This window comes from Rhodovulum sp. YNF3179, from assembly GCF_050586465.1.
GTDB lineage: Bacteria > Pseudomonadota > Alphaproteobacteria > Rhodobacterales > Rhodobacteraceae > CAJXYS01.
In genome coordinates, this window is record NZ_JBOCEG010000001.1 from 1 (window position 1) to 18,325 (window position 18,325).

Consider the following 18,325-nt stretch of genomic DNA (forward strand, 5'->3'; position numbering starts at 1 on the left):
GCCGAGGACGCGGACCTGATCGTGCTGCTGACGGAATGGAACGAGTTCCGCGCGCTGGACCTGGCGCGGCTGGCCGGCGCGATGCGGACGCCGCGCATGGCGGATCTGCGCAACATCTACAACGCCGACGACGTGGCGGAGGCCGGCTTCGAGGCCTACGCGGCCGTGGGGCGCTGACGGGCGCCGCCACGGCGGGCGTAAAGCTTTCCTTAACCCGTGCAGGGCAGGCTTGGCCCATGCGTGCGCTCGTTTTGTCAGGTCTCGTTCTCGCGGCGTGCAATGCCCCGGCCCCCGACGGGCTGGGAACGCCGTCCCGGCTGGTCGAGATCGACGGCAGCCGCTTTCGCGTCTCGCAGCAGGATGGTGTCGCGACGGCGATCCGCACCGACGTCGATTTCCGACCCACCGTCGCCAAGCTTCGTCCGCGTGCGGCCCGCGCGATGGAAGAGGCGAGCGGATGTGCCGTTGTTGCGGGGTCGCTCGAGGGGGACGCGGCGCTGATGCGTGCGCGTCTCCTGTGTTGAGGACTCAGCGCAGCGTCTTCTCGAGGCAGGGCGCGCCTTGTGCGCAGGGCAGGTAGCCCAGGCCGCGATAGAGGCCCGAGGCCGGGTCCTTGCCGGAGGCATCCACTATCCGCAGATGCCGCAGATCGAGCCGCAGGGCCTCTGACTCCAGGACGGCCATCATGGCGCGGGCCACCCCGCCGCGGCGCTGCGCGGGCATGACGAAGAGGTGCCGGATCTCACCCAGGGTGCCGCAGTCGACCAGCGCCACGCAGCCCACCGCGATGCCGTCGTCCCGTGCCACGACGAGCCGTGTCTCGGGGCCGCCGAGCGCGCGCGCCCCCGGGGCGGCGGTATCGCCACGCGCCGCCGCCCAGCCTGCCAGCAGGTCGGCGACGCCCGGCGCATCGGGCTTTTCGATGTCGACGGACAGGGGCATGCCGTACTCCTCGTGGAACGCCGGTGGGATGGCCGGTCCCAACTTCGACCCGGAGCGACGCCCGGTCAAGCATCTGCTACATCTTGGGGATAACTTTGGACCCAACGCGATATGCAGCGTTAATTGTTGACTCGCTCCCCGCTGTCCAGAACACTCGGACGTCAATCGGAATCAGGGGCAGGCCGTCCGCGTGCGCTTCACGAGACTCAGACTCAACGGTTTCAAGAGCTTCGTCGATCCGACCGACCTGGTCATCGCCGATGGCCTGACCGGCGTGGTGGGTCCGAACGGCTGTGGCAAGTCGAACCTGCTCGAGGCGCTGCGCTGGGTGATGGGCGAGAACCGCCCGACGGCGATGCGCGGCGGCGGCATGGAAGACGTGATCTTCGCCGGTGCCGCCTCGCGCCCGGCCCGGAACTTCGCCGAGGTGTCCGTCGCCATCGACAATAGCGAGCGCCTGGCGCCGTCGGGCTTCAACGATGCCGACCATATCGATATCGTGCGTCGCATCACGCGCGACGCCGGCAGCGCCTACAAGGCCAACGGCAAGGACGTGCGCGCCCGCGACGTTCAGATGCTTTTCGCCGATGCCTCGACCGGCGCGCATTCGCCGGCGCTGGTCCGCCAGGGCCAGATCGCCGAGTTGATCAACGCCAAGCCCAAGAACCGGCGCCGCATCCTAGAGGAAGCGGCCGGGATCAGCGGGCTTTACCAGCGCCGCCACGAGGCGGAACTGAAACTGCGCGGCGCCGAGACGAACCTGGAGCGGGTCGAGGACGTGCTGGAGCAGTTGGCCCAGCAGCTGTCGCAACTGACCCGCCAGGCCAGGCAGGCGGCGCGCTATCGCGAGATCGGCACGGCGCTGCGCCAGGCCGAGGGCAAGCTGCTTTACCGTCGCTGGAAGGAAGCCGATGCCGCGCGGGCCGAGGCCCAGGATGCCCTGAAGGAACGCACCGCCGCCGCCGCCCGGGCGGAGGCGGCCGCGCGCGACGCCGCGAAGGACCGCGAGGCGCGCGATGCGGCGCTCCCGCCGCTGCGCGAGGAGGAGGCGATCGCCGCGGCGGTGCTTCAACGCTTGCAGGTCGAGCGTGACACCCTCCGCGACCGGGAGGAGCGCGCCCGCCAGACCATCGAGACCCTGACCGCACGGATCGAGCAGCTGGGTCGCGACATCGAGCGCGAGACGGTCCTGAACCGCGATGCCGGCGAGACGATCGAGCGGCTGGAATGGGAACAGGCGCAGCTTGAAAAGGCGGGCGAGGGCCATGCCGAGGCGCTGGAGGCCGCCGTGGAGGAAGCCCGCGCCGCGGCGCAGGTGCTGCAGGATCGCGAGGCCGATCTCGACCAGATGACCGAGGATGTCGGCCGGCTCTCGGCGCGTCACCAGTCGGCCCACCGGGCGCTGGACGACGCGCGCACGACGCTTTCCCGGAACGAGGCCGAGTCCGAGAAAGCCCGCGCCGCGGTGGCCGAGGCGGAGTCGGCCCTGGCAAAGGCCGCCGAAGATTACCGCGCGGCCGAACAGGACCAGGCCGAGGCGGCCCGCGCGGCCGAGGAGGCCGAGGCCGCGCTTGTCGCCGCCGACGACGCCCGCGGCGCGGCACAGGCCAGGGAGGCCGAGGCCCGCGCGGAACGCTCCGAGGCCGAGGGCGAGGCCAGCGCGTTGCGGGCCGAGGTCGCGGCGCTGGCCAAGCTGGTCGAGCGCGAGACCGCCGAGCGTGACACGGTGCTCGACCGGGTGCGGGTGGAGCCGGGCTACGAGGCGGCGCTGGGCGCGGCGCTGGCCGACGACCTGCGCGCGCCCGAGGTGGACGATCCCGCGGCCTCGGGCTGGGGGCTGCTGCCGGGATATCCGAAGCCGCAATCCCTGCCCGAGGGCGTGCGCGCGCTGACGAACTACGTCACGGTGCCGGAGGTGCTGGCCCGGCGCATGTCGCAGGTCGGGCTGGTGGACCGCGCCGAGGGCGGGCGGCTGCAGGCCGGGCTGCGGCCCGGCCAGAGACTGGTCAGCGTCGAGGGTGATCTCTGGCGCTGGGACGGGTTCCGCACCGCGGCCGAGGATGCGCCCTCGGCGGCGGCGCTGCGGTTGCAGCAGCTCAACCGGCTCGTCCAGCTGAAGCGCGACCTGGAGGATGCCAACGCCCGGGCCGACGGTGCGCAGCGGGCCCATGCGGTGCTGGCCGAGCAGCTGCAGGAGCTGACCCGCGCCGACCAGGACGCCCGTGCCGCCCGGCGCGCCGCCGATCAGGCGGTCACCGAGGCCAACCGCAGGCTGTCCCGGGCCGAGGCCGACCACAGCATCGCCAGCGGCAAGCTCGACAGCCAGAAGCTGGCCGTCGCGCGTTACGACGACGAGGCCGCCGGCGCGCGCGCCCGCGTCAAGGAAGCCGACGGCGCGGTCGCGGCGCTCGAGGATCTCGCCGCTGCGAAGGCCAGGGTCGAGGATCTGCGGATGACGGTCGAGGCCGCGCGCATGACCATGATGACCAAGCGATCGGCCCATGACGAGTTGCGCCGCGAAGGCGAGGCGCGCACCAAGCGGTCGCAGGAGATCGTGAAGGAGATCAGCGGCTGGCGTCACCGGCTGGAAACCGCCGGCAAGCGGATCGGGGAACTCGAAGAGCGCAAGGCGGCCAGCGAGGCGGAACTGGCCGAGGCGACCGCCGCCCCCGAGGAAATCGCCGCCAAGCGCGCCGAGCTTTCCGGCGAGATCGACAAGGCCGGGGCGCGGCGTGCCGAGGCGGCCGACGCGCTGTCGACCGCCGAGTCGGCGCTGCGCAAGGCCGAGCAGGCCGAGCGGGACGCAGAGCGCGCGGCATCCGAGGCGCGCGAGGCCCGTGCCCGGACGGAGGCCACGGCCGAGGCCGCGGCAGAGTCGGTCGCCGCCGCCGCGCACCGGATCGAAGAAGAGCTGGAGACCACGCCCGCCGCCCTGCTCGAGACGCTCGACACCGACCCCGAGAGGATGCCCGACGCCGAGACCATCGAGGCCGAGGTCAACCGCCTGAAGCGCCAGCGCGATGCGCTGGGCGCCGTCAACCTCCGCGCCGAAGAGGACGCCCGCGAGGTCGAGCAGGAGCACGACACGCTTGCGACCGAGAAGCGCGACCTCGAAGAGGCGATCGCGAAGCTGCGGTCGGGGATCAACAGCCTCAACCGGGAGGGGCGCGAGCGGCTTCTGACCGCCTTCGAGGAGGTGAATGCGAACTTCTCCGCGCTGTTTACCCATCTCTTCGGCGGGGGCGAGGCCAAGCTGGTGCTGGTTGAATCCGACGATCCGCTGGAAGCGGGGCTCGAGATCATGTGCCAGCCGCCGGGCAAGAAGCTCTCGACGCTCTCGCTGCTGTCGGGCGGTGAACAGACGCTGACCGCGCTGGCGCTGATCTTCGCCGTCTTCCTGGCGAACCCGGCCCCGATCTGCGTGCTGGACGAGGTCGACGCGCCCCTGGACGACTCGAACGTGACGCGGTTCTGCGACCTTCTGGACGAGATGACCCGGCGCACCGAGACGCGGTTCCTGATCATCACCCATCATGCCATCACCATGAGCCGGATGGATCGGCTCTTCGGCGTGACCATGGCCGAGCAGGGTGTCAGCCAGCTGGTCAGCGTGGACCTGAAGAAGGCCGAGCAGATGGTTGCCTGAGGCCGGTCGGGCGGCTACGGGCGCGGCGCCCTGCGGTGTTAAGGCGATTTTAAACCGAAATCGCGCAATCTGTCCTCTTGTTGGCCCCGCCGGGAAGAGCAAGTGGCATGCCGATTCACACGCTGACGATGCATGGGCTCGATTGTTTCACGCCCGCGCATGCCTCAACCTCTCTTGCAGAATTCGGAGAGGACGGTACGTCTTCCTTCCTGGATGTCGGCGACCGTTTCTCGTTCAACGCCGCGACGGGTCACGTCTATTCCGTCAGGTACGAAGAAGAGGGCGCGAGCCCGGAATTTCTCAACGAAGGCGGGCCTCAAGTCCTCCTCGACGACGTCACGTTGCTGTCGCCCTATGCGCCGCGCACCTCCAACAACCCGACGCTGGAGACACCCGGCCCCGGGGGGCTGACGTTTCCGGCCGGAAGCCGGATCGGCGCGCTCCATCAGGCGACATTCGATGGCAGCGACGGCGAGAGCTACACCCTTGCAGGCATTTCCCTCGACACTGATGACAAGTCCCCTTTGCACCCGTCCCTGGAAACAACCCATGTTGTTTACTGGATCGGGGCCACGCCGCCGGACGGCACCACCCTTACCGTCAGCGGGACCGCGAATGGCGGCAGCGTTCCGGTCTGTTTCACGTCGGGCACCCAAATCCACACGCCGCACGGGCCTGTCGCGATCGAGTCTCTCCGCGTGGGCGACCAGGTCACGACCCTTGCCGGGGCCGCCCGGCCGGTTCGCTGGCTCGGTGCCTGGCAGTGTTCCGGGGCGGAGATGGCGCGCATCCCGGGGGCCGTGCCGATCCGTATCGCCGCGGGGGCCCTGGGAAACGGGTATCCGGCCGCGCCGATCCTGGTGTCGCGCCAGCACCGGGTCATGGTGTCTTCCCCGATCGCGCGCCGCATGTTCGGGGCTGAAAGATGCCTTGTTCCCGCGCTCGCCTTCCTGGACGTGCCCGGCGTTGCGCCGGTTTTCAGGGCCGACGAGGTCCGGTTTCACCACGTCTTGCTGGACAGGCACAGCGTGGTTTTCGCCAATGGGCTGCCCAGCGAAAGCCTCTGGCCGGGGCCGCATGCGCTGCGGGCGCTGTCCTGTCGGAACAGGGCCGAGATCTTCGCCCTGGGCGGCCACGTCCTGGCCGCGCATCGTGCCGCGGGTCCGGCTTTCAGGATGCCGTCCAACCAGCACTGCCGGGGCCTTGTGCGGCGCCATGTGAAGAATGGTCGGCCCTTCCTTCCGGAAGGGCTCTGCCCCGCTGCGCCTGCCCGCCTGGCCAGGCGCGCGCGGGCCGCCTGCTCAGCGCAAGCGTGACAGGAGCGCCCGCGTCGGCCAGGCATCGGCCGGCAGGCCGAGGCGACGCTGTTCGGCCTGCACCGCGGCGCGGGTCTTGGCGCCGAGGATGCCGTCCACGCCGCCGACGTCATGGCCGCGCGCCTTCAGCAGGCGCTGAAGGGTTTCCATCTCGGCGCCGCCCAGACCCGGATCGGGCGTGCCGGCGTTATAGACCGGCGCGCCCGAGAGGCGGGTTGCGAAGTAGGCCGCGGTGGTGACGTAGACGAAGCTCTGGTTCCATTCGAAATAGACCCGGAAGTTCGGATAGGCGAGGAAGGCCGGCCCCTTGCGCCCCTGCGGCAGGACAAGCGAGGCGCGCATGTCGCCGGGCGGCAGGTCGCCGGTCCGCGCCCGAACGCCCATCCGCTGCCAGTCCGACACGCGGAAGTCCTGGTCGATCCCGGTTTTCAGCCAGTCGAGGTCCTGCGGGACCTTCACTTCCTGCAGCCAGGGCTCGTTCGGCCGCCAGCCGAGCGCGCGCAGCATGTTGGCGCCGCTCAGCAGCGCGTCGGCCGGGCTGCTCTTGAGCCGCACTTGCCCGTCGCCGTCCCCGTCGACGCCCAGCGTCAGGATGTCCTCGGGCAGCATCTGCACCATGCCGATCTCGCCCGCCCATGCGCCGGTGGTGGTGCGCGGGTCGAAGTCGCCGGTCTCGAAGAGTTCGAGCGCGGCAAAGACCTGCGGGCGGAACAGCTCCGGGCGGCGGCAGTCATGGGCCAGGGTCACCAGCGAATTCAGCGTGTTGAAATCGCCCTGCACGGCGCCGTAATCGGTTTCCAGCGCCCAGAAGGCCAGGAGCACGCCGGGCGGCACGCCGTAGCGCTGCTGTGCCGCGCGGAAGATGTCGTCGTAGCGCGCGCGGTTCTCGCGGCCCTTGTTCAGCCGGTACTGGCTGATGACCCGGCGCGAGAAATCGATGAAGGACATCTTGAAAATGCCCTGCGCGCGGTCGGCGCGGATGGTCGCGGGATCGCGCCGGACATCGGCGAAGAACCGGTCCACCGTTGCACGATCATGGCCGCGGCGCTGCGCCTCGGTCTTGAGATCGGCGACGAAACCGCCGAAATCGCCCCCGCAGGGCACGCTGGCCGCCGCAGGAGCCGCAAGCGCCAGGAGCCCGGCGGCGAAGAGTGAGAGAATGCGCATGAATGAAAGCCCTTGGGTAAACCTGTCGGCAGCTTAGCAAGGCCGCGGATTCGGGCAACCCGTGGGCGGGCACGCCGCGCCGGGGCGGCGCGCCCCGTCTCGTCAGGCCACGTCGAATTCGAGCGGGCGCACCTGCCGGAAAAGCCCGGTGTCCTTCAGCGCGTCCAGCACCGGCGCCGGCGGCTGCTCGTCCAGGTAGAGAAGCGCGATGGCGTCCCGGCCGCGATCCGACCGGCCGAGGGTGAAGTTGGCGATGTTCACGCCCCCCTCGCCGAGCGTCCGGCCCAGCGTCCCGATGATGCCCGGCACGTCCTCGTTCGTGGTGTAGAGCATGTGCTGGCCGATCTCGGCGTCGATGGTGATGCCCTTGATCTGGATGAAGCGCGGCTTGCCGTCGCTGAAGACCGTGCCGGCGATGGATCGCTCGCGGCTGTCGGTCACGACGGTCAGCTTCACATAGGCGTCGAAGACGCCGGATTTCTCCTGCGTGGTGGTGGAGATGTTGATGCCACGCTCCTTCGCGACCAGGGGCGCCGAGACCATGTTGAGGTCCGGGTTGGTCGGCTGCATCAGCCCGGCCACCGCCGCCGCGTTCAGCGCGGCGGTGTTCATCTCGGCCACCCCGCCGTTATAGAGGATGTTGATTGCCTTGATCGGCTCGTCGGTCATCTGGCCGACGAAGCTGCCGAGATGCTCTGCCAGCTTGACCCAGGGCGTCAGGATCGGGGCCTCCTCGGCGGTGATCGAGGGCATGTTGATCGCGTTCGACACCGCGCCGTGCAGAAGGTAGTCGGACATCTGCTCGGCCACCTGGATCGCGACGTTCTCCTGTGCCTCGGTGGTTGCCGCGCCCAGATGCGGGGTCACCACGACCCCGGGCAGGTTGAAGAGCGGGCTGTCGGTTGCGGGCTCGACCTCGAAGACGTCGAAGCCCGCGCCCGCGACGTGGCCCGACTGGATGGCCTCGGCGAGAGCCGCCTCGTCCACCAGCCCGCCGCGGGCGCAGTTGATGATGCGCACGCCGGTCTTGGTCTTGGCGATCGCATCCTTGTCCAGAATGTTGCGGGTCTTGTCGGTCAGCGGCACGTGGAGCGTGATGAAGTCCGCCCGGCCGAGGAGCTGGTCGAGCTCCACCTTCTCGACGCCCATCTTCTGCGCGCGCTCCTCGCTCAGGAACGGGTCGTAGGCGAGGACCTTCATCTTCAGCCCGTGCGCCCTGTCGCAGACGATCGAGCCGATATTGCCGGCGCCGATCACGCCGAGCGTCTTGCCGGTGACCTCGGTGCCCATGAAGCGCGACTTTTCCCACTTCCCGGCATGGGTGGAGGCGTTGGCCTCAGGGATCTGGCGCGCGACGGCCATGATCATCGCGATGGCATGCTCGGCCGTGGTGATCGAGTTGCCGAAAGGCGTGTTCATCACGATCACCCCTCTCTTGGAGGCGGCCGGGATATCGACATTGTCGACGCCGATGCCGGCGCGGCCGACGACCTTCAGCTTCTCGGCCTTGCCAAGCAGCTTTTCGGTGACCTTGGTGGCCGACCGGATCGCCAGGCCGTCATACTGGTCGATGACTTCGGCAAGCCTCTCCTTGTCCTTGCCGAGGCCCGGTTCGAAATCGACCTCGATCCCGTGGTCGCGGAAGATCTGGACGGCGGTTTCCGACAGCTTGTCGGACACGAGTACCCTGGGTGCCATGCTCTGGGCTCCTTGTCAGAAGTTATTCGATTGTCGCTGGGGGGCAGCGGCCCGGTCAGGCCGCCGCGTCGAGCGCGGAAAGTTCGATCCGGTAGGCCCATTCGATCCAGGGCATCAGCGCCTGGACGTCGGAGTCTTCGACCGTGCCGCCGCACCAGATGCGCAGACCCGGGGGCGCGTCGCGGTAGGCGCCAATGTCGTAGGCCACGCCCTCGGCCTCGAGCCGCTTCGTGACGGCCTTGGCAAAGGCGGCCGGGTCCGAGATCCGGTCGTCTGTGAACTTCAGGCAGACGCTGGTGTTCGACCGCGTCTCGGGCTTCTCGGCGAGGAAGGCGATCCAGTCATGCTCCGCGACGAAGGCCTGCACCGCGGCGAGGTTGCGGTTCGCGCGTTCGCGCAGCCCGTCGAGCCCGCCTGCGGACTTGGCCCAGTCGAGCGCGGCGAGATAGTCCTCGACGCAAAGCATCGAGGGGGTATTGATCGTCGCGCCTTCGAAGATGCCCTCGTTGAGCTTGCCGCCCTTCGTCAGGCGGAAGATCTTGGGCAGCGGCCAGGGCGGGGTGTAGCTCTCGAGGCGTTCCACCGCGCGCGGCGACAGGATCAGAACGCCATGCGCGGCCTCGCCGCCCAGCACCTTCTGCCAAGAGAAGGTGGTCACGTCGAGCTTGTCCCAGGGCAGCGTCTGGGCGAAGGCGGCGCTGGTGGCGTCGCAGATCGTCAGCCCCTGGCGGTTCATGGGAATGAAATCGCCGTTCGGCACCCGCACGCCGCTGGTGGTGCCGTTCCAGGTGAAGACGACGTCATTGTCGAAATTGACCGCGTTCAGGTCGGGAAGCTGGCCGTATTCGGCCTCGTGCAGCGTGGCGTCGAGCCGGAGCTGCTTGACCGCGTCCGTGACCCAGCCCGCGCCGAAGCTTTCCCAGGCCAGCATCTCCACCGGGCGTTCGCCCAGCAGCGACCACATCGCCATTTCCACGGCGCCGGTGTCAGAGGCCGGCACGATACCGATGCGGTAGTCGGCGGGCACGCCGAGCACCTCTCTTGTGGTCTCGATCGCCTGTTTCAGCTTTGCCTTGCCGACGCCGGCACGATGCGACCGGCCGAGCGGCGCATCGGAAAGCGTGTCGAGGCTGTATCCGGGGAACTTGGCGCAGGGGCCAGAGGAAAAGCGCGGATTTGCCGGCCGCGCGGCCGGGGTCTCGATGTCCGTCATGTGGATATCCTTCCAGATATGCGCCCCTCGTTGGGGAGGGGTGTCCCACGGACGGGCATACGGCCCCGCGCGGGGTGGTGCAACCGGAAAAACTGCGGTAATCCGCCGCTTGAACGCCTGAAAGCGACACCCGCGACCACTATCGGAAACTTCGCCCATGTATATCGCCACGCTGCTGACCAACCCCGCCACGCCCCGCCTGACCGGCGCCATGGTCGAGGCGCTTCAGACGGCCTGGGGCGGCGGAACGGCGGCCTGGCTCGATCCGGACATTGCCGCGGAGTTCCCCCTCGACCGGGTGCCCGACAATCGCTGGGATGTCTGGGAAAGCCTCCAGGCCGAGGGGGTGGACCTGCTGGTGCAGCCCGCGGCGGGGCGGAAGAAGAAGATGCTGCTGGCCGACATGGACTCGACCATGATCGGGCAGGAATGCATCGACGAACTGGCCGCCGCCGCCGGGGTCGGCGACCGGGTGGCCGATATCACCGCGCGGGCGATGAACGGCGAGCTCGACTTCGAGGGCGCCCTGACCGAACGGGTGGGGCTGCTGGCCGGCCTGCCCGAAGCGGTCATCGCGGAGGTGCTGGCGGAGCGGATCACACCGGCGCCCGGCGGCGCGCAGCTCGTGGCGACGATGCGCGCCCAGGGCGCCTGGACCGTGCTGGTCTCGGGCGGGTTCACGGCCTTCTCGCGCGAGGTGGCCGCCTGGCTTGGCTTCGACGAGACCCGGGCCAACGCGTTGCTGATAGAGGCGGGCAGGCTGACCGGGCAGGTGGCGCAGCCGATCCTGGGCCGCGCGGCCAAGGTCGAGACGCTGGAGCGGGTGGCCCGTGCGCGGGGGATCGCGGAGGCTGACGTGCTGGCGGTGGGCGACGGGGCCAACGATCTCGGCATGTTGCACCGGGCGGGCACCGGCGTCGCGCTCCATGCCAAGCCCGCGGTGGCCGCGGAATGCGACCTGCGGGTCAACCACGGGGACCTGACGGCCCTGCTCTACCTGCAGGGCTACAGCCAGGCCGAGTTCGCGTTGCCCGACGCGGCCTGACCCCGCGCCATGCGCGGCCCGGATATCCGGCCCCCCGCGGTGAGAGGGTTGCGCGCCGAGGTTCGGCACGCTTTCCTCCAAGCGTAGGGAGGGCGGCATGGCCAAGAAGGATATCGGGCTCGACCAGGCCTATGGATTGAAGACCCCGGCGGATTCCGTCCGGCTTTACCGGGACTGGTCCGACAGCTACGACAGCGGCTTCGCGCGACGGATGGATTACCGGCTGCCCTACGTGGTGGCCGACGTCTTTCTCGATCTGGCCGGGCCGGGGGACGCGCCGGTGCTGGATGCCGGCGCCGGCACCGGTCTCGTGGCCGAGCGGCTCGACGGGCGGGCCGTGGACGCGCTCGACATCTCGCCGGACATGCTCGCGGTGGCGGCCGGCAAGGGGCTCTACCGCGCGACGCTGGTCGCGGACATGACGGCGACGCTGCCGATCGATGACGCCGCTTACGGCGGCGTGGTCAGCGCGGGCACCTTCACGCATGGCCATGTCGGGCCGGACGCCTTCGACGAGCTGCTCCGCGTGGCGCGGCCGGGGGCGCTCTTCGTCCTGTCGATCAATTCCGAAGCCTTCGTGAAGCTCGGCTTCGGCCCCGCCCTGGAGGTGCTCGGCAGCCGGATCGAGGGGCTCCACTACCGCGAAGTGCGCAATTACGGCGATGCGGCCGATCCCGATCACCGGGACGACACGGCGCAGATCGCCACGTTCCGCAAACGCTGACTCAGCCGGCGCGATCGCGTTCGCGCGGGGTGGGCAGGTACTCGACCCCGCCGGTATGGCGAACCGGCTGGGGATAGAGCCGCAGCAGGTCCAGCACGTCGGCGGGCATGTCGCGCGTGACGGGCAGGCCCATCCGGGCCGCTTCCTCGGCGGCGATGGGGTAGTCGTGGGTCCATGTTCCGCTGGACAGCAGGTCGGCCAGCTCCGCGGCCTTGTCGGCGTCCATGTGCTTGGCGAGCAGGTCGGCGGCGGCGCTCTTGACCTGGGCGAGCGCCTTGCGGCCCATGTCGGCGCGGATCAGCGTCTCGTCGTCGATCTCGGCGATGGGTTTGTCCTCCACCACCTTGACGATCGAGGCCGCGGGCCACTGGCCGAGTTGCGGGTCGACCGGCCCCAGAACGGCGTGATCGCTCATCACCACCGCGTCGGCGGCAAGCGCGATCAGCGTGCCGCCCGACAGCGCGTGATGGGGCACGAAGACGGTGACCCTGGCGGGGTGGGCGCGCAGGGCCCGGGCGATCTGCAGGGCTGCCAGCACCAGGCCGCCAGGGGTATGCAGCACGAGGTCGATGGGCACGTCGTCATCGGTCATACGGATGGCGCGCAGTACCTCTTCGGAATCGTTGACGTCGATGAAGCGCATTAGCGGGAAGCCGAGCAGGCGCATCGTCTCCTGCCGGTGAACGAGCAGGATGACCCGCGAATGCCGGGCCTTCTGCATCTTGTCGATGGTCATGAAGCGGCGGGCTTCCTGCACCCGTTGGCGGATCAGGGGTTGCACCGCGGCCAGGATGAAGAAGAGCCAGAAGAGATCGAAGATCGACATGCGCCCGCCCCTGATCGAGTCGGCACCAGCCTAGCCGCTGGGGGGAAGGGGGTCATCCCTTGTTCAGGCGTTGCGGCGGACCTTGTCCTCGCCGGCCAGCGCGGCCCGCACCAGGGCGGCGACCAGGCGCGGAAACTCCGCCTGCGGGACAAGCGCCGCCAGGCCCGCGCCGTCGCCGGGCAGCCCGAGGCGCCGCGCGGCTGTAAGCGCCTTCTTGTCGGCGAAGGGATAGAGTTCCGGCCAGGCCGCCTGTGCCTCGCGGCAGAAGATGTCCGCGCCAAGCTGGCCGATCCCCTTGAACGCCTGCAGCCCCGCATGTTCGGCGGCCGGGTCCCGGTCGCAGGCCTTGCGCAGCCGCCGCAGATCCCCGCCATGGGTGTCGAGCAGGCGCGCGGCGGTGTCGCCCAGCAGGGTGGCCGTGCTTTCGTCGAAGCGCTTGTAGCCATGGGCGCCCAGCACGGCGACCCGGCGGTCCCAGCTTGCCCGGGCCATGCGCGCCGGGGTGGTGAGACCGGCCGCGATCAGCCCGCGCGCGGCCGCGGTCGCCTGCCCGGCGCCGATCCGCGCCGAGTAGAGCGTGGAGGCCACCAGCCATTGGAACAGGGGCGCCGGCGTGTTGGCGGCGATGTCGATGCCGATCTCGTTGCAGAAGGTTCGCCCGTGGCGATCGAGCAACGTCTTCAGCCGGGTCTCGCGCGTCATGCCGGTCTCCTCGCCGGGGCGGGTCCGCCCGGCCGGTACCCTCAGGAGGCGTAGTCCGCGCCCTCGCCGTCGAGAATGGCCTTCAGCTCGTGCAGGTGGCGTTCGTCCTGCTCGGGATAGGTTTCCAGCTCGCGGGCCGTTTTCTCGGCGATCTCGTCGGACAGGACCCGCAGCGGCTGGCCGGTCTGGAGCGCGCGGATATAGGTCTCGGCGGCGCGCTCGAAATAATAGAGCCGGTTGAAGGTCTCGGCGACGGTCTGGCCGATCACCATCACGCCGTGATTGCCCATCACCATCACCTTCTTCTTCGGGTCGTCGAAGAGCTGCGCGCAGCGTTCACCCTCTTCCTCGAAGGCCAGGCCGCCGTAATGCTCGTCGATCACCACGCGGTTGAAGAAGGTCGCGCTGTTCTGGTCGATGGGCGGCAGGCGGCTGTCGGCCAGGCTCGCCAGCACGGTGGCGTGGATCGAATGCACATGCATCGCGCAGCGCGCATGCGGACAGTGCCGGTGCAGGCCGCCATGCAGCCCCCAGGCCGTCGGGTCCGGGGCGTCCGGCCGGTCGAGCGTTTCCGGATCGTTGGCGTCGATTTCCAGCAGGTCCGAGGCGCGGATACGGCTGAAATGCCGCTGGTTCGGGTTGATCAGAAACCGCGTCCCGTCCTCGTTCACCGACAGCGAGAAATGATTCGCCACGGCCTCGTGCATGTTCAGCCGGGCGGTCCAGCGGAACGCCGCGGCGAGATCCACGCGCTCCTGCCAGTGGTCGAGATTCGGACGGTCGGTGGCAACCGGGCTCAGGCTCATGGGATCCTCCTTCGCTCTCTCGGCCGCAGGCTAGCGGGGCGCCGGCAGGACGGCCAGAGGAATCCCGGAACGAAAAAGCCCCGGGCCGAAGCCCGGGGCCAGTTTTTCGGCTGACAGGAAGGGAGGTCAGCCTTTCGAGAACTCCGGATAGGCCTCCATGCCCATCTCGGCCATGTCGAGGCCGTTGATCTCTTCTTCTTCGCTGACGCGCAGCCCCATGACCGCCTTGATGATCGAGAAGGCGATGAAGCTGACGACGAAGACGAAGATCCCGATGGAGAAGAAGCCGACCAGCTGCATCCCGTAGGAGGCACCGTCGTTCGACCAGGCCACGATGAACGTGCCCCACAGGCCGGCGATCAGGTGCACCGGGATGGCGCCGACGACGTCGTCGATCTTCAGCTTGTCGAGCAGCGGAACCGTATAGACCACGATCGCACCGCCAACGGCACCGATCAGCGTGGCCTCGGTCAGCGAGGGCGCGAGCGGTTCGGCGGTGATCGAGACGAGGCCGGCCAGCGCGCCGTTCAGGACCATGGTGAGATCGACCTTGCCGTAGGTCACCTGGGTCAGGATCAGCGCGGCCACGGCGCCGGCCGCGGCGGCGGCGTTGGTGTTGGCGAAGATGCGGCTCACGTCGGCGACGTCACCGATCGTGCCCATGGCGAGCTGCGAGCCGCCGTTGAAGCCGAACCAGCCGAGCCACAGGATGAAGGTACCGAGCGTCGCGAGCGCCAGGTTGGAGCCCGGGATCGCCTGTGCCTTGCCGTCCTTGGAGTACTTGCCGATCCGCGGGCCGAGCACGATGGCACCGGCCAGCGCCGCGAAGCCGCCTGCCGCGTGGACGAGGGTCGAGCCGGCGAAGTCGGAGAAGCCGGCTTCGGCCAGCCAGCCGCCGCCCCACTGCCAGGAGGCTTCGATCGGGTAGATGAAGCCGGTCAGCACGACGACGAAGGCCAGGAAGGGCCACAGCTTGATGCGTTCGGCCAGCGTGCCCGAGACGATCGAGGCCGTGGTCGCGCAGAACATCAGCTGGAAGAAGAAGTCCGAGCCGGCCGAGGCGTAGTCGAGCGCCGTGTCAGCGGGCGCCACGCCCACCGGTTCGAGCGAGGTGACGGCGAAGATCGGGCCCATCCAGCCCTCGATCCACCAGTCGCCGGGATACATCAGCCCGAAGCCGACAAGGTAGTACATGATCGCGGCGATGGAGAAGAGCGAGATGTTCTTCGTCAGCTGCATGGTGACGTTCTTGGACCGCACCAGGCCGGCCTCGAGCATGGCGAAGCCGGCGGCCATCCAGAACACGAGGAAACCGCCCATCAGGAAGAGCAGCGTGGTGAAGATGTAGGCGGTCTGCTCGCCCGGTGCGCCGGAGGCGTCCTGGGCCAGCGCGAGCGACGGGGTGAGCGCCGCGGCCGCCAGTACAGAAAGGGAAGTGAGTGTCTTCTGTCTCATGGTTCAGGTATCCTTGCCTTGCGTCTCAGAGCGCGTCTGCGTCGGTGTCGCCGGTGCGCACGCGCACGGCCTGCTGCAGATCGAGGACGAAGATCTTGCCGTCGCCGATCTTGTCGGTCTTCGCGGTCTTGCGGATGGTTTCGACGACGTCGTCGGCCATCGCCGACGAGACCGCGATCTCGAGCTTGACCTTGGGAACGAAGTTCACGGCGTATTCGGCGCCGCGGTAGATTTCGGTATGACCGGACTGCGAGCCGAAGCCCTTGATCTCGGTCACCATCATGCCGCGCACGCCGATATCGGTGAGCGCCTGGCGCACCTCCTCCAGCTTGAACGGCTTGATCGCTGCGATGATGAATTTCACGTTGTTACCCCTCCGTCTCGCAGGCGAACCTGCATGGATTGACCCGGGAATGAGGGATGCTGCGGCGCAGAGAGGCAAGGAATCGCCCGGTCAGGGGAGGGACAATTCCAGGCCATGTTGCACAATTTTTGCACAAATTATCAGAAATGATTAAAATATAGTCAAAGTAATCACGCGGAGGTCATGACTGATCCCTCCACTTTCCGAGGCTGCGAGTCTATTTTGGTCGCAACGAAAAAGACGCGTGGCAGGCAAGCGAGACATGAGCGGACCGGGCAGGAAGCGGCCTCCACTGGTGGCGGAGCGGCGAGTGGCTTCCGAACGCAAGAAAAAACCGGCGCGGCGCAAGGCGCCGGCCAAGACCGGGCGGAGCGCGAAAGCGCGGCGCGCGCCCTGGCCCGTGCGGCTGGTGCGCTGGATGCTGCGCCTCGTGCTGCGGATCTTCTGGGCGATCGGCTGGCGGCTGGCGGTCATCGGCGCGCTCGTTCTGGGCGGGGCGACCTTCTACTACTATACCCAGCTGCCATCCTCCTTCGAGCTGGTGGACGGGCGCGCCCGCGGCTCGGTCACCATGCTCGACCGCACGGGGGAGCCCTTCGCCTGGCGGGGCGACATGTTCGGCGGGGTCATCACCGCCGACACGGTCTCGCCGCATCTGAAGAACGCGGTCGTGGCGACCGAGGACAAGCGCTTCTACCGCCATCTCGGGGTCAGCCCGCGCGGGATCGCCGGGGCGATCCGCATCAACCTGGCCGAGGGGCGCGGCCCGCTGGAGGGACATGGCGGGTCCACCATCACGCAGCAGGTGGCAAAGCTGATCTGCCTCGGCGTGCCCTATGATCCCGACCAGTGGAAGAACGAGGCCGAGTACGAGCGCGACTGCCGGCGCACGACGCTCTGGCGAAAGATCAAGGAAGTGCCCTTCGCGCTGGCGATGGAGGCCAAGTACGCCAAGGACGAGATCCTCACGATCTACCTGAACCGCGCCTACCTGGGCGCCGGGGCACGTGGGTTCGAGGCGGCGAGCCAGCGCTATTTCGGGCGTTCGGCGGCCGAGGTCGACCCGGCAGAGGCGGCGATGCTGGCCGGTCTGCTGGTGGCGCCGTCCTACTACGCGCCCACCAACGACCTGGAGCGCGCGCGGGAGCGCGCGGCCGTGGTCCTGCAGCTGATGCGCGAGCAGGGCTACCTGACCGGCGACGAGCTGGCCTATGCGCGCGGGCACCCGGCCACCCTGTCCGAGGCGGCCGAGGCCCGCGCCGGCGGCTATTTCGCCGACTGGATCATGGAGGAAGGCCCGGATTTCCTGACGCGCGACACGACGGAGGACGTTCTCATCCGCACGACCTTCGACCCCGAGATCCAGTCCGCCGCGGAAGAGGCGCTGAAAACGGTCTTCGAGGAAAAGGTGCGCGAGGGGTCGGAGGCGCAGGCCGCGATCGTCGTGATGTCGGCGGACGGCGCGGTCCGCGCCATGGTCGGCGGGCGCAACACCCGCGTCGCGGGGCAGTTCAACCGCGCCACCCAGGCGATGCGGCAGACCGGCTCGGCCTTCAAGCCCTTCGTCTACGGCGCGGCGCTCGATCTCGGGTTCCGGTTCGACAGCCGCGTTGTCGACGAGCCGATCACCATCGATGTGCCGGGATCGGGCCCCTGGTCGCCCAGCAACTACACCCGGCAGCATTACGGCGAGATGTCGCTGACCCAGGCGCTCGCCAACTCGATCAACACGGTCGCCGTGAAGGTATCGGAAGCCGTCGGCCGCGAGAACGTCCGCACGGTCGCGAGCGATTTCGGCATCGAGACTGACCTGGCGCAGGGACCGGCGCTGGCGCTCGGCACATCGGAGACGACGCTTCTGCAGATGACCGGCGCCTATGCCGGGATTCTCAACGGGGGCAGCTCGGTCAAGCCTTACGGGCTGGTGGAGCTGACGCTGCAGGGCGATTCGCAGCCTCTGATGACCGTCGACGGGGGGATCGGCGAGCGGGTCATCTCGGAACAGGCCGCGCGCCAGCTGGTCTACATGATGAGCCGGGTCGTGGCCGAGGGTTCAGGCGGGCGCGCGGCGCTGCCGGATCGGCCCGTGGCGGGCAAGACCGGCACGACCCAGGCGGCGCGCGACGCCTGGTTCATCGGGTTCACCGCGGATTACGTGGCCGGGGTCTGGATGGGCTATGACGACAACACGCCGCTGACGGGCGTCACCGGCGGCGGGCTGCCGGCAGAGATCTGGCACGACGCGATGCTGCGGATTCACGAGGGTCTGCCGCCGCGCCCGCTGCCCATGATCGACCCGGTCGAGGCCGCGGCACCGCTGGCCGGGCTGCGCCGCGACGAGCGCCGGGACCGGGGCCAGCCGCAGGTCGAACGCACGATCCTCGAGGAAGTGCTCGGCGCGATCTTCGGCCGCCGCTGAGG

At 69.0% G+C, this 18,325-nt stretch carries 16 protein-coding genes; 7 read left to right on the plus strand and 9 right to left on the minus strand.

The features are described 5' to 3' along the window. Both ACQ5SP_RS00005 and ACQ5SP_RS00010 read left to right on the plus strand, forming a co-directional pair. A partial coding sequence (locus ACQ5SP_RS00005; RefSeq protein WP_430936245.1) for a UDP binding domain-containing protein occupies positions 1-177 on the plus strand: 177 nt, incomplete at its 5' end. Between the two features lie 59 nt (positions 178-236). After that, the gene (locus ACQ5SP_RS00010; RefSeq protein ID WP_430935128.1) at positions 237-524 is read left to right on the plus strand and encodes a hypothetical protein; all 288 of its coding nucleotides are present in this window, start codon (positions 237-239) and stop codon (positions 522-524) included. A gap of 4 nt (positions 525-528) precedes the next feature. Here ACQ5SP_RS00010 and ACQ5SP_RS00015 read toward each other — a convergent pair whose 3' ends face one another. Continuing rightward, positions 529-942 carry a GNAT family N-acetyltransferase gene (locus ACQ5SP_RS00015; RefSeq protein WP_430935130.1) on the minus strand — a complete coding sequence of 138 codons (414 nt, stop codon included), beginning with the start codon at positions 940-942 and terminating at the stop codon, positions 529-531. Positions 943-1,132: 190 nt separating this feature from the next. On the opposite strand from ACQ5SP_RS00015, the gene smc reads away from it, so the two are divergent. Both smc and ACQ5SP_RS00025 read left to right on the plus strand, forming a co-directional pair. Then, positions 1,133-4,588: a chromosome segregation protein SMC gene (gene smc, locus ACQ5SP_RS00020; RefSeq protein WP_430935132.1), complete on the plus strand. Its 3,456-nt coding sequence runs from the start codon at positions 1,133-1,135 to the stop codon at positions 4,586-4,588. Between the two features lie 107 nt (positions 4,589-4,695). Next, on the plus strand, positions 4,696-5,904 hold the full coding sequence (locus tag ACQ5SP_RS00025; RefSeq protein WP_430935134.1) for a Hint domain-containing protein: 1,209 nt from the start codon (positions 4,696-4,698) through the stop codon (positions 5,902-5,904). On the opposite strand, the gene ACQ5SP_RS00030 is transcribed toward ACQ5SP_RS00025, so the two are convergent. The 3 genes from ACQ5SP_RS00030 to ACQ5SP_RS00040 all read right to left on the minus strand — a co-directional run bounded on the left by ACQ5SP_RS00030 (position 5,890) and on the right by ACQ5SP_RS00040 (position 9,982). Further along, positions 5,890-7,071 (minus strand): lytic murein transglycosylase, encoded by a 1,182-nt coding sequence (locus tag ACQ5SP_RS00030; RefSeq protein ID WP_430935136.1) that lies wholly within the window; start codon positions 7,069-7,071, stop codon positions 5,890-5,892. The two genes, ACQ5SP_RS00025 and ACQ5SP_RS00030, sit on opposite strands and share 15 nt — an antisense overlap. Before the next feature lie 102 nt (positions 7,072-7,173). Continuing rightward, a complete protein-coding gene (gene serA / locus ACQ5SP_RS00035; protein WP_430935138.1) occupies positions 7,174-8,769 on the minus strand; it encodes a phosphoglycerate dehydrogenase in 1,596 nt (531 codons plus the stop codon). 55 nt (positions 8,770-8,824) lie between these two features. Next, positions 8,825-9,982, minus strand: coding sequence for a phosphoserine transaminase (locus ACQ5SP_RS00040; protein WP_430935140.1), 1,158 nt, complete (start codon positions 9,980-9,982; stop codon positions 8,825-8,827). 157 nt (positions 9,983-10,139) lie between these two features. Between ACQ5SP_RS00040 and serB the strand changes: the two genes are divergently transcribed. Continuing rightward, positions 10,140-11,027, plus strand: a complete 888-nt coding sequence (gene serB / locus ACQ5SP_RS00045; protein WP_430935142.1) for a phosphoserine phosphatase SerB — start codon at positions 10,140-10,142, stop codon at positions 11,025-11,027. Between the two features lie 97 nt (positions 11,028-11,124). Further along, entirely contained in the window at positions 11,125-11,751 is a 627-nt protein-coding gene (locus ACQ5SP_RS00050; protein WP_430935144.1) for a class I SAM-dependent DNA methyltransferase, read from the plus strand. Position 11,752: 1 nt separating this feature from the next. Here the strand turns inward: ACQ5SP_RS00050 and ACQ5SP_RS00055 are convergent, their stop codons facing one another. The 5 genes from ACQ5SP_RS00055 to ACQ5SP_RS00075 all read right to left on the minus strand — a co-directional run bounded on the left by ACQ5SP_RS00055 (position 11,753) and on the right by ACQ5SP_RS00075 (position 15,904). Beyond that, a complete protein-coding gene (locus ACQ5SP_RS00055; protein WP_430935146.1) occupies positions 11,753-12,577 on the minus strand; it encodes an SDH family Clp fold serine proteinase in 825 nt (274 codons plus the stop codon). 63 nt (positions 12,578-12,640) lie between these two features. Next, complete coding sequence (locus ACQ5SP_RS00060) at positions 12,641-13,279, minus strand: hypothetical protein (RefSeq protein ID WP_430935148.1); 639 nt, start codon at positions 13,277-13,279, stop codon at positions 12,641-12,643. Between the two features lie 41 nt (positions 13,280-13,320). Then, on the minus strand, positions 13,321-14,085 hold the full coding sequence (locus ACQ5SP_RS00065) for a class II aldolase and adducin N-terminal domain-containing protein (RefSeq protein ID WP_430935150.1): 765 nt from the start codon (positions 14,083-14,085) through the stop codon (positions 13,321-13,323). A 126-nt stretch (positions 14,086-14,211) separates the two neighbouring features. Further along, a complete protein-coding gene (locus ACQ5SP_RS00070; protein ID WP_430935152.1) occupies positions 14,212-15,540 on the minus strand; it encodes an ammonium transporter in 1,329 nt (442 codons plus the stop codon). A 25-nt stretch (positions 15,541-15,565) separates the two neighbouring features. Then, complete coding sequence (locus ACQ5SP_RS00075) at positions 15,566-15,904, minus strand: P-II family nitrogen regulator (protein WP_430935154.1); 339 nt, start codon at positions 15,902-15,904, stop codon at positions 15,566-15,568. Positions 15,905-16,166: 262 nt separating this feature from the next. On the opposite strand from ACQ5SP_RS00075, the gene ACQ5SP_RS00080 reads away from it, so the two are divergent. Further along, on the plus strand, positions 16,167-18,323 hold the full coding sequence (locus tag ACQ5SP_RS00080; protein WP_430935156.1) for a transglycosylase domain-containing protein: 2,157 nt from the start codon (positions 16,167-16,169) through the stop codon (positions 18,321-18,323). The last annotated feature ends 2 nt before the right edge of the window (positions 18,324-18,325 follow it).

Excerpts from the sequence above, each read along its gene's own strand:
- ACQ5SP_RS00010 (WP_430935128.1), top strand. The coding sequence starts at position 237 with ATGCGTGCGCTCGTTTTGTCAGGTCTCGTTCTCGCGGCGTGCAATGCC.
- ACQ5SP_RS00015 (WP_430935130.1), bottom strand. The coding sequence starts at position 942 with ATGCCCCTGTCCGTCGACATCGAAAAGCCCGATGCGCCGGGCGTCGCC.
- ACQ5SP_RS00025 (WP_430935134.1), top strand. The coding sequence starts at position 4,696 with ATGCCGATTCACACGCTGACGATGCATGGGCTCGATTGTTTCACGCCC.
- ACQ5SP_RS00030 (WP_430935136.1), bottom strand. The coding sequence starts at position 7,071 with ATGCGCATTCTCTCACTCTTCGCCGCCGGGCTCCTGGCGCTTGCGGCT.
- serA (WP_430935138.1), bottom strand. The coding sequence starts at position 8,769 with ATGGCACCCAGGGTACTCGTGTCCGACAAGCTGTCGGAAACCGCCGTC.
- ACQ5SP_RS00040 (WP_430935140.1), bottom strand. The coding sequence starts at position 9,982 with ATGACGGACATCGAGACCCCGGCCGCGCGGCCGGCAAATCCGCGCTTT.
- serB (WP_430935142.1), top strand. The coding sequence starts at position 10,140 with ATGTATATCGCCACGCTGCTGACCAACCCCGCCACGCCCCGCCTGACC.
- ACQ5SP_RS00050 (WP_430935144.1), top strand. The coding sequence starts at position 11,125 with ATGGCCAAGAAGGATATCGGGCTCGACCAGGCCTATGGATTGAAGACC.
- ACQ5SP_RS00055 (WP_430935146.1), bottom strand. The coding sequence starts at position 12,577 with ATGTCGATCTTCGATCTCTTCTGGCTCTTCTTCATCCTGGCCGCGGTG.
- ACQ5SP_RS00060 (WP_430935148.1), bottom strand. The coding sequence starts at position 13,279 with ATGACGCGCGAGACCCGGCTGAAGACGTTGCTCGATCGCCACGGGCGA.
- ACQ5SP_RS00065 (WP_430935150.1), bottom strand. The coding sequence starts at position 14,085 with ATGAGCCTGAGCCCGGTTGCCACCGACCGTCCGAATCTCGACCACTGG.
- ACQ5SP_RS00070 (WP_430935152.1), bottom strand. The coding sequence starts at position 15,540 with ATGAGACAGAAGACACTCACTTCCCTTTCTGTACTGGCGGCCGCGGCG.
- ACQ5SP_RS00080 (WP_430935156.1), top strand. The coding sequence starts at position 16,167 with ATGAGCGGACCGGGCAGGAAGCGGCCTCCACTGGTGGCGGAGCGGCGA.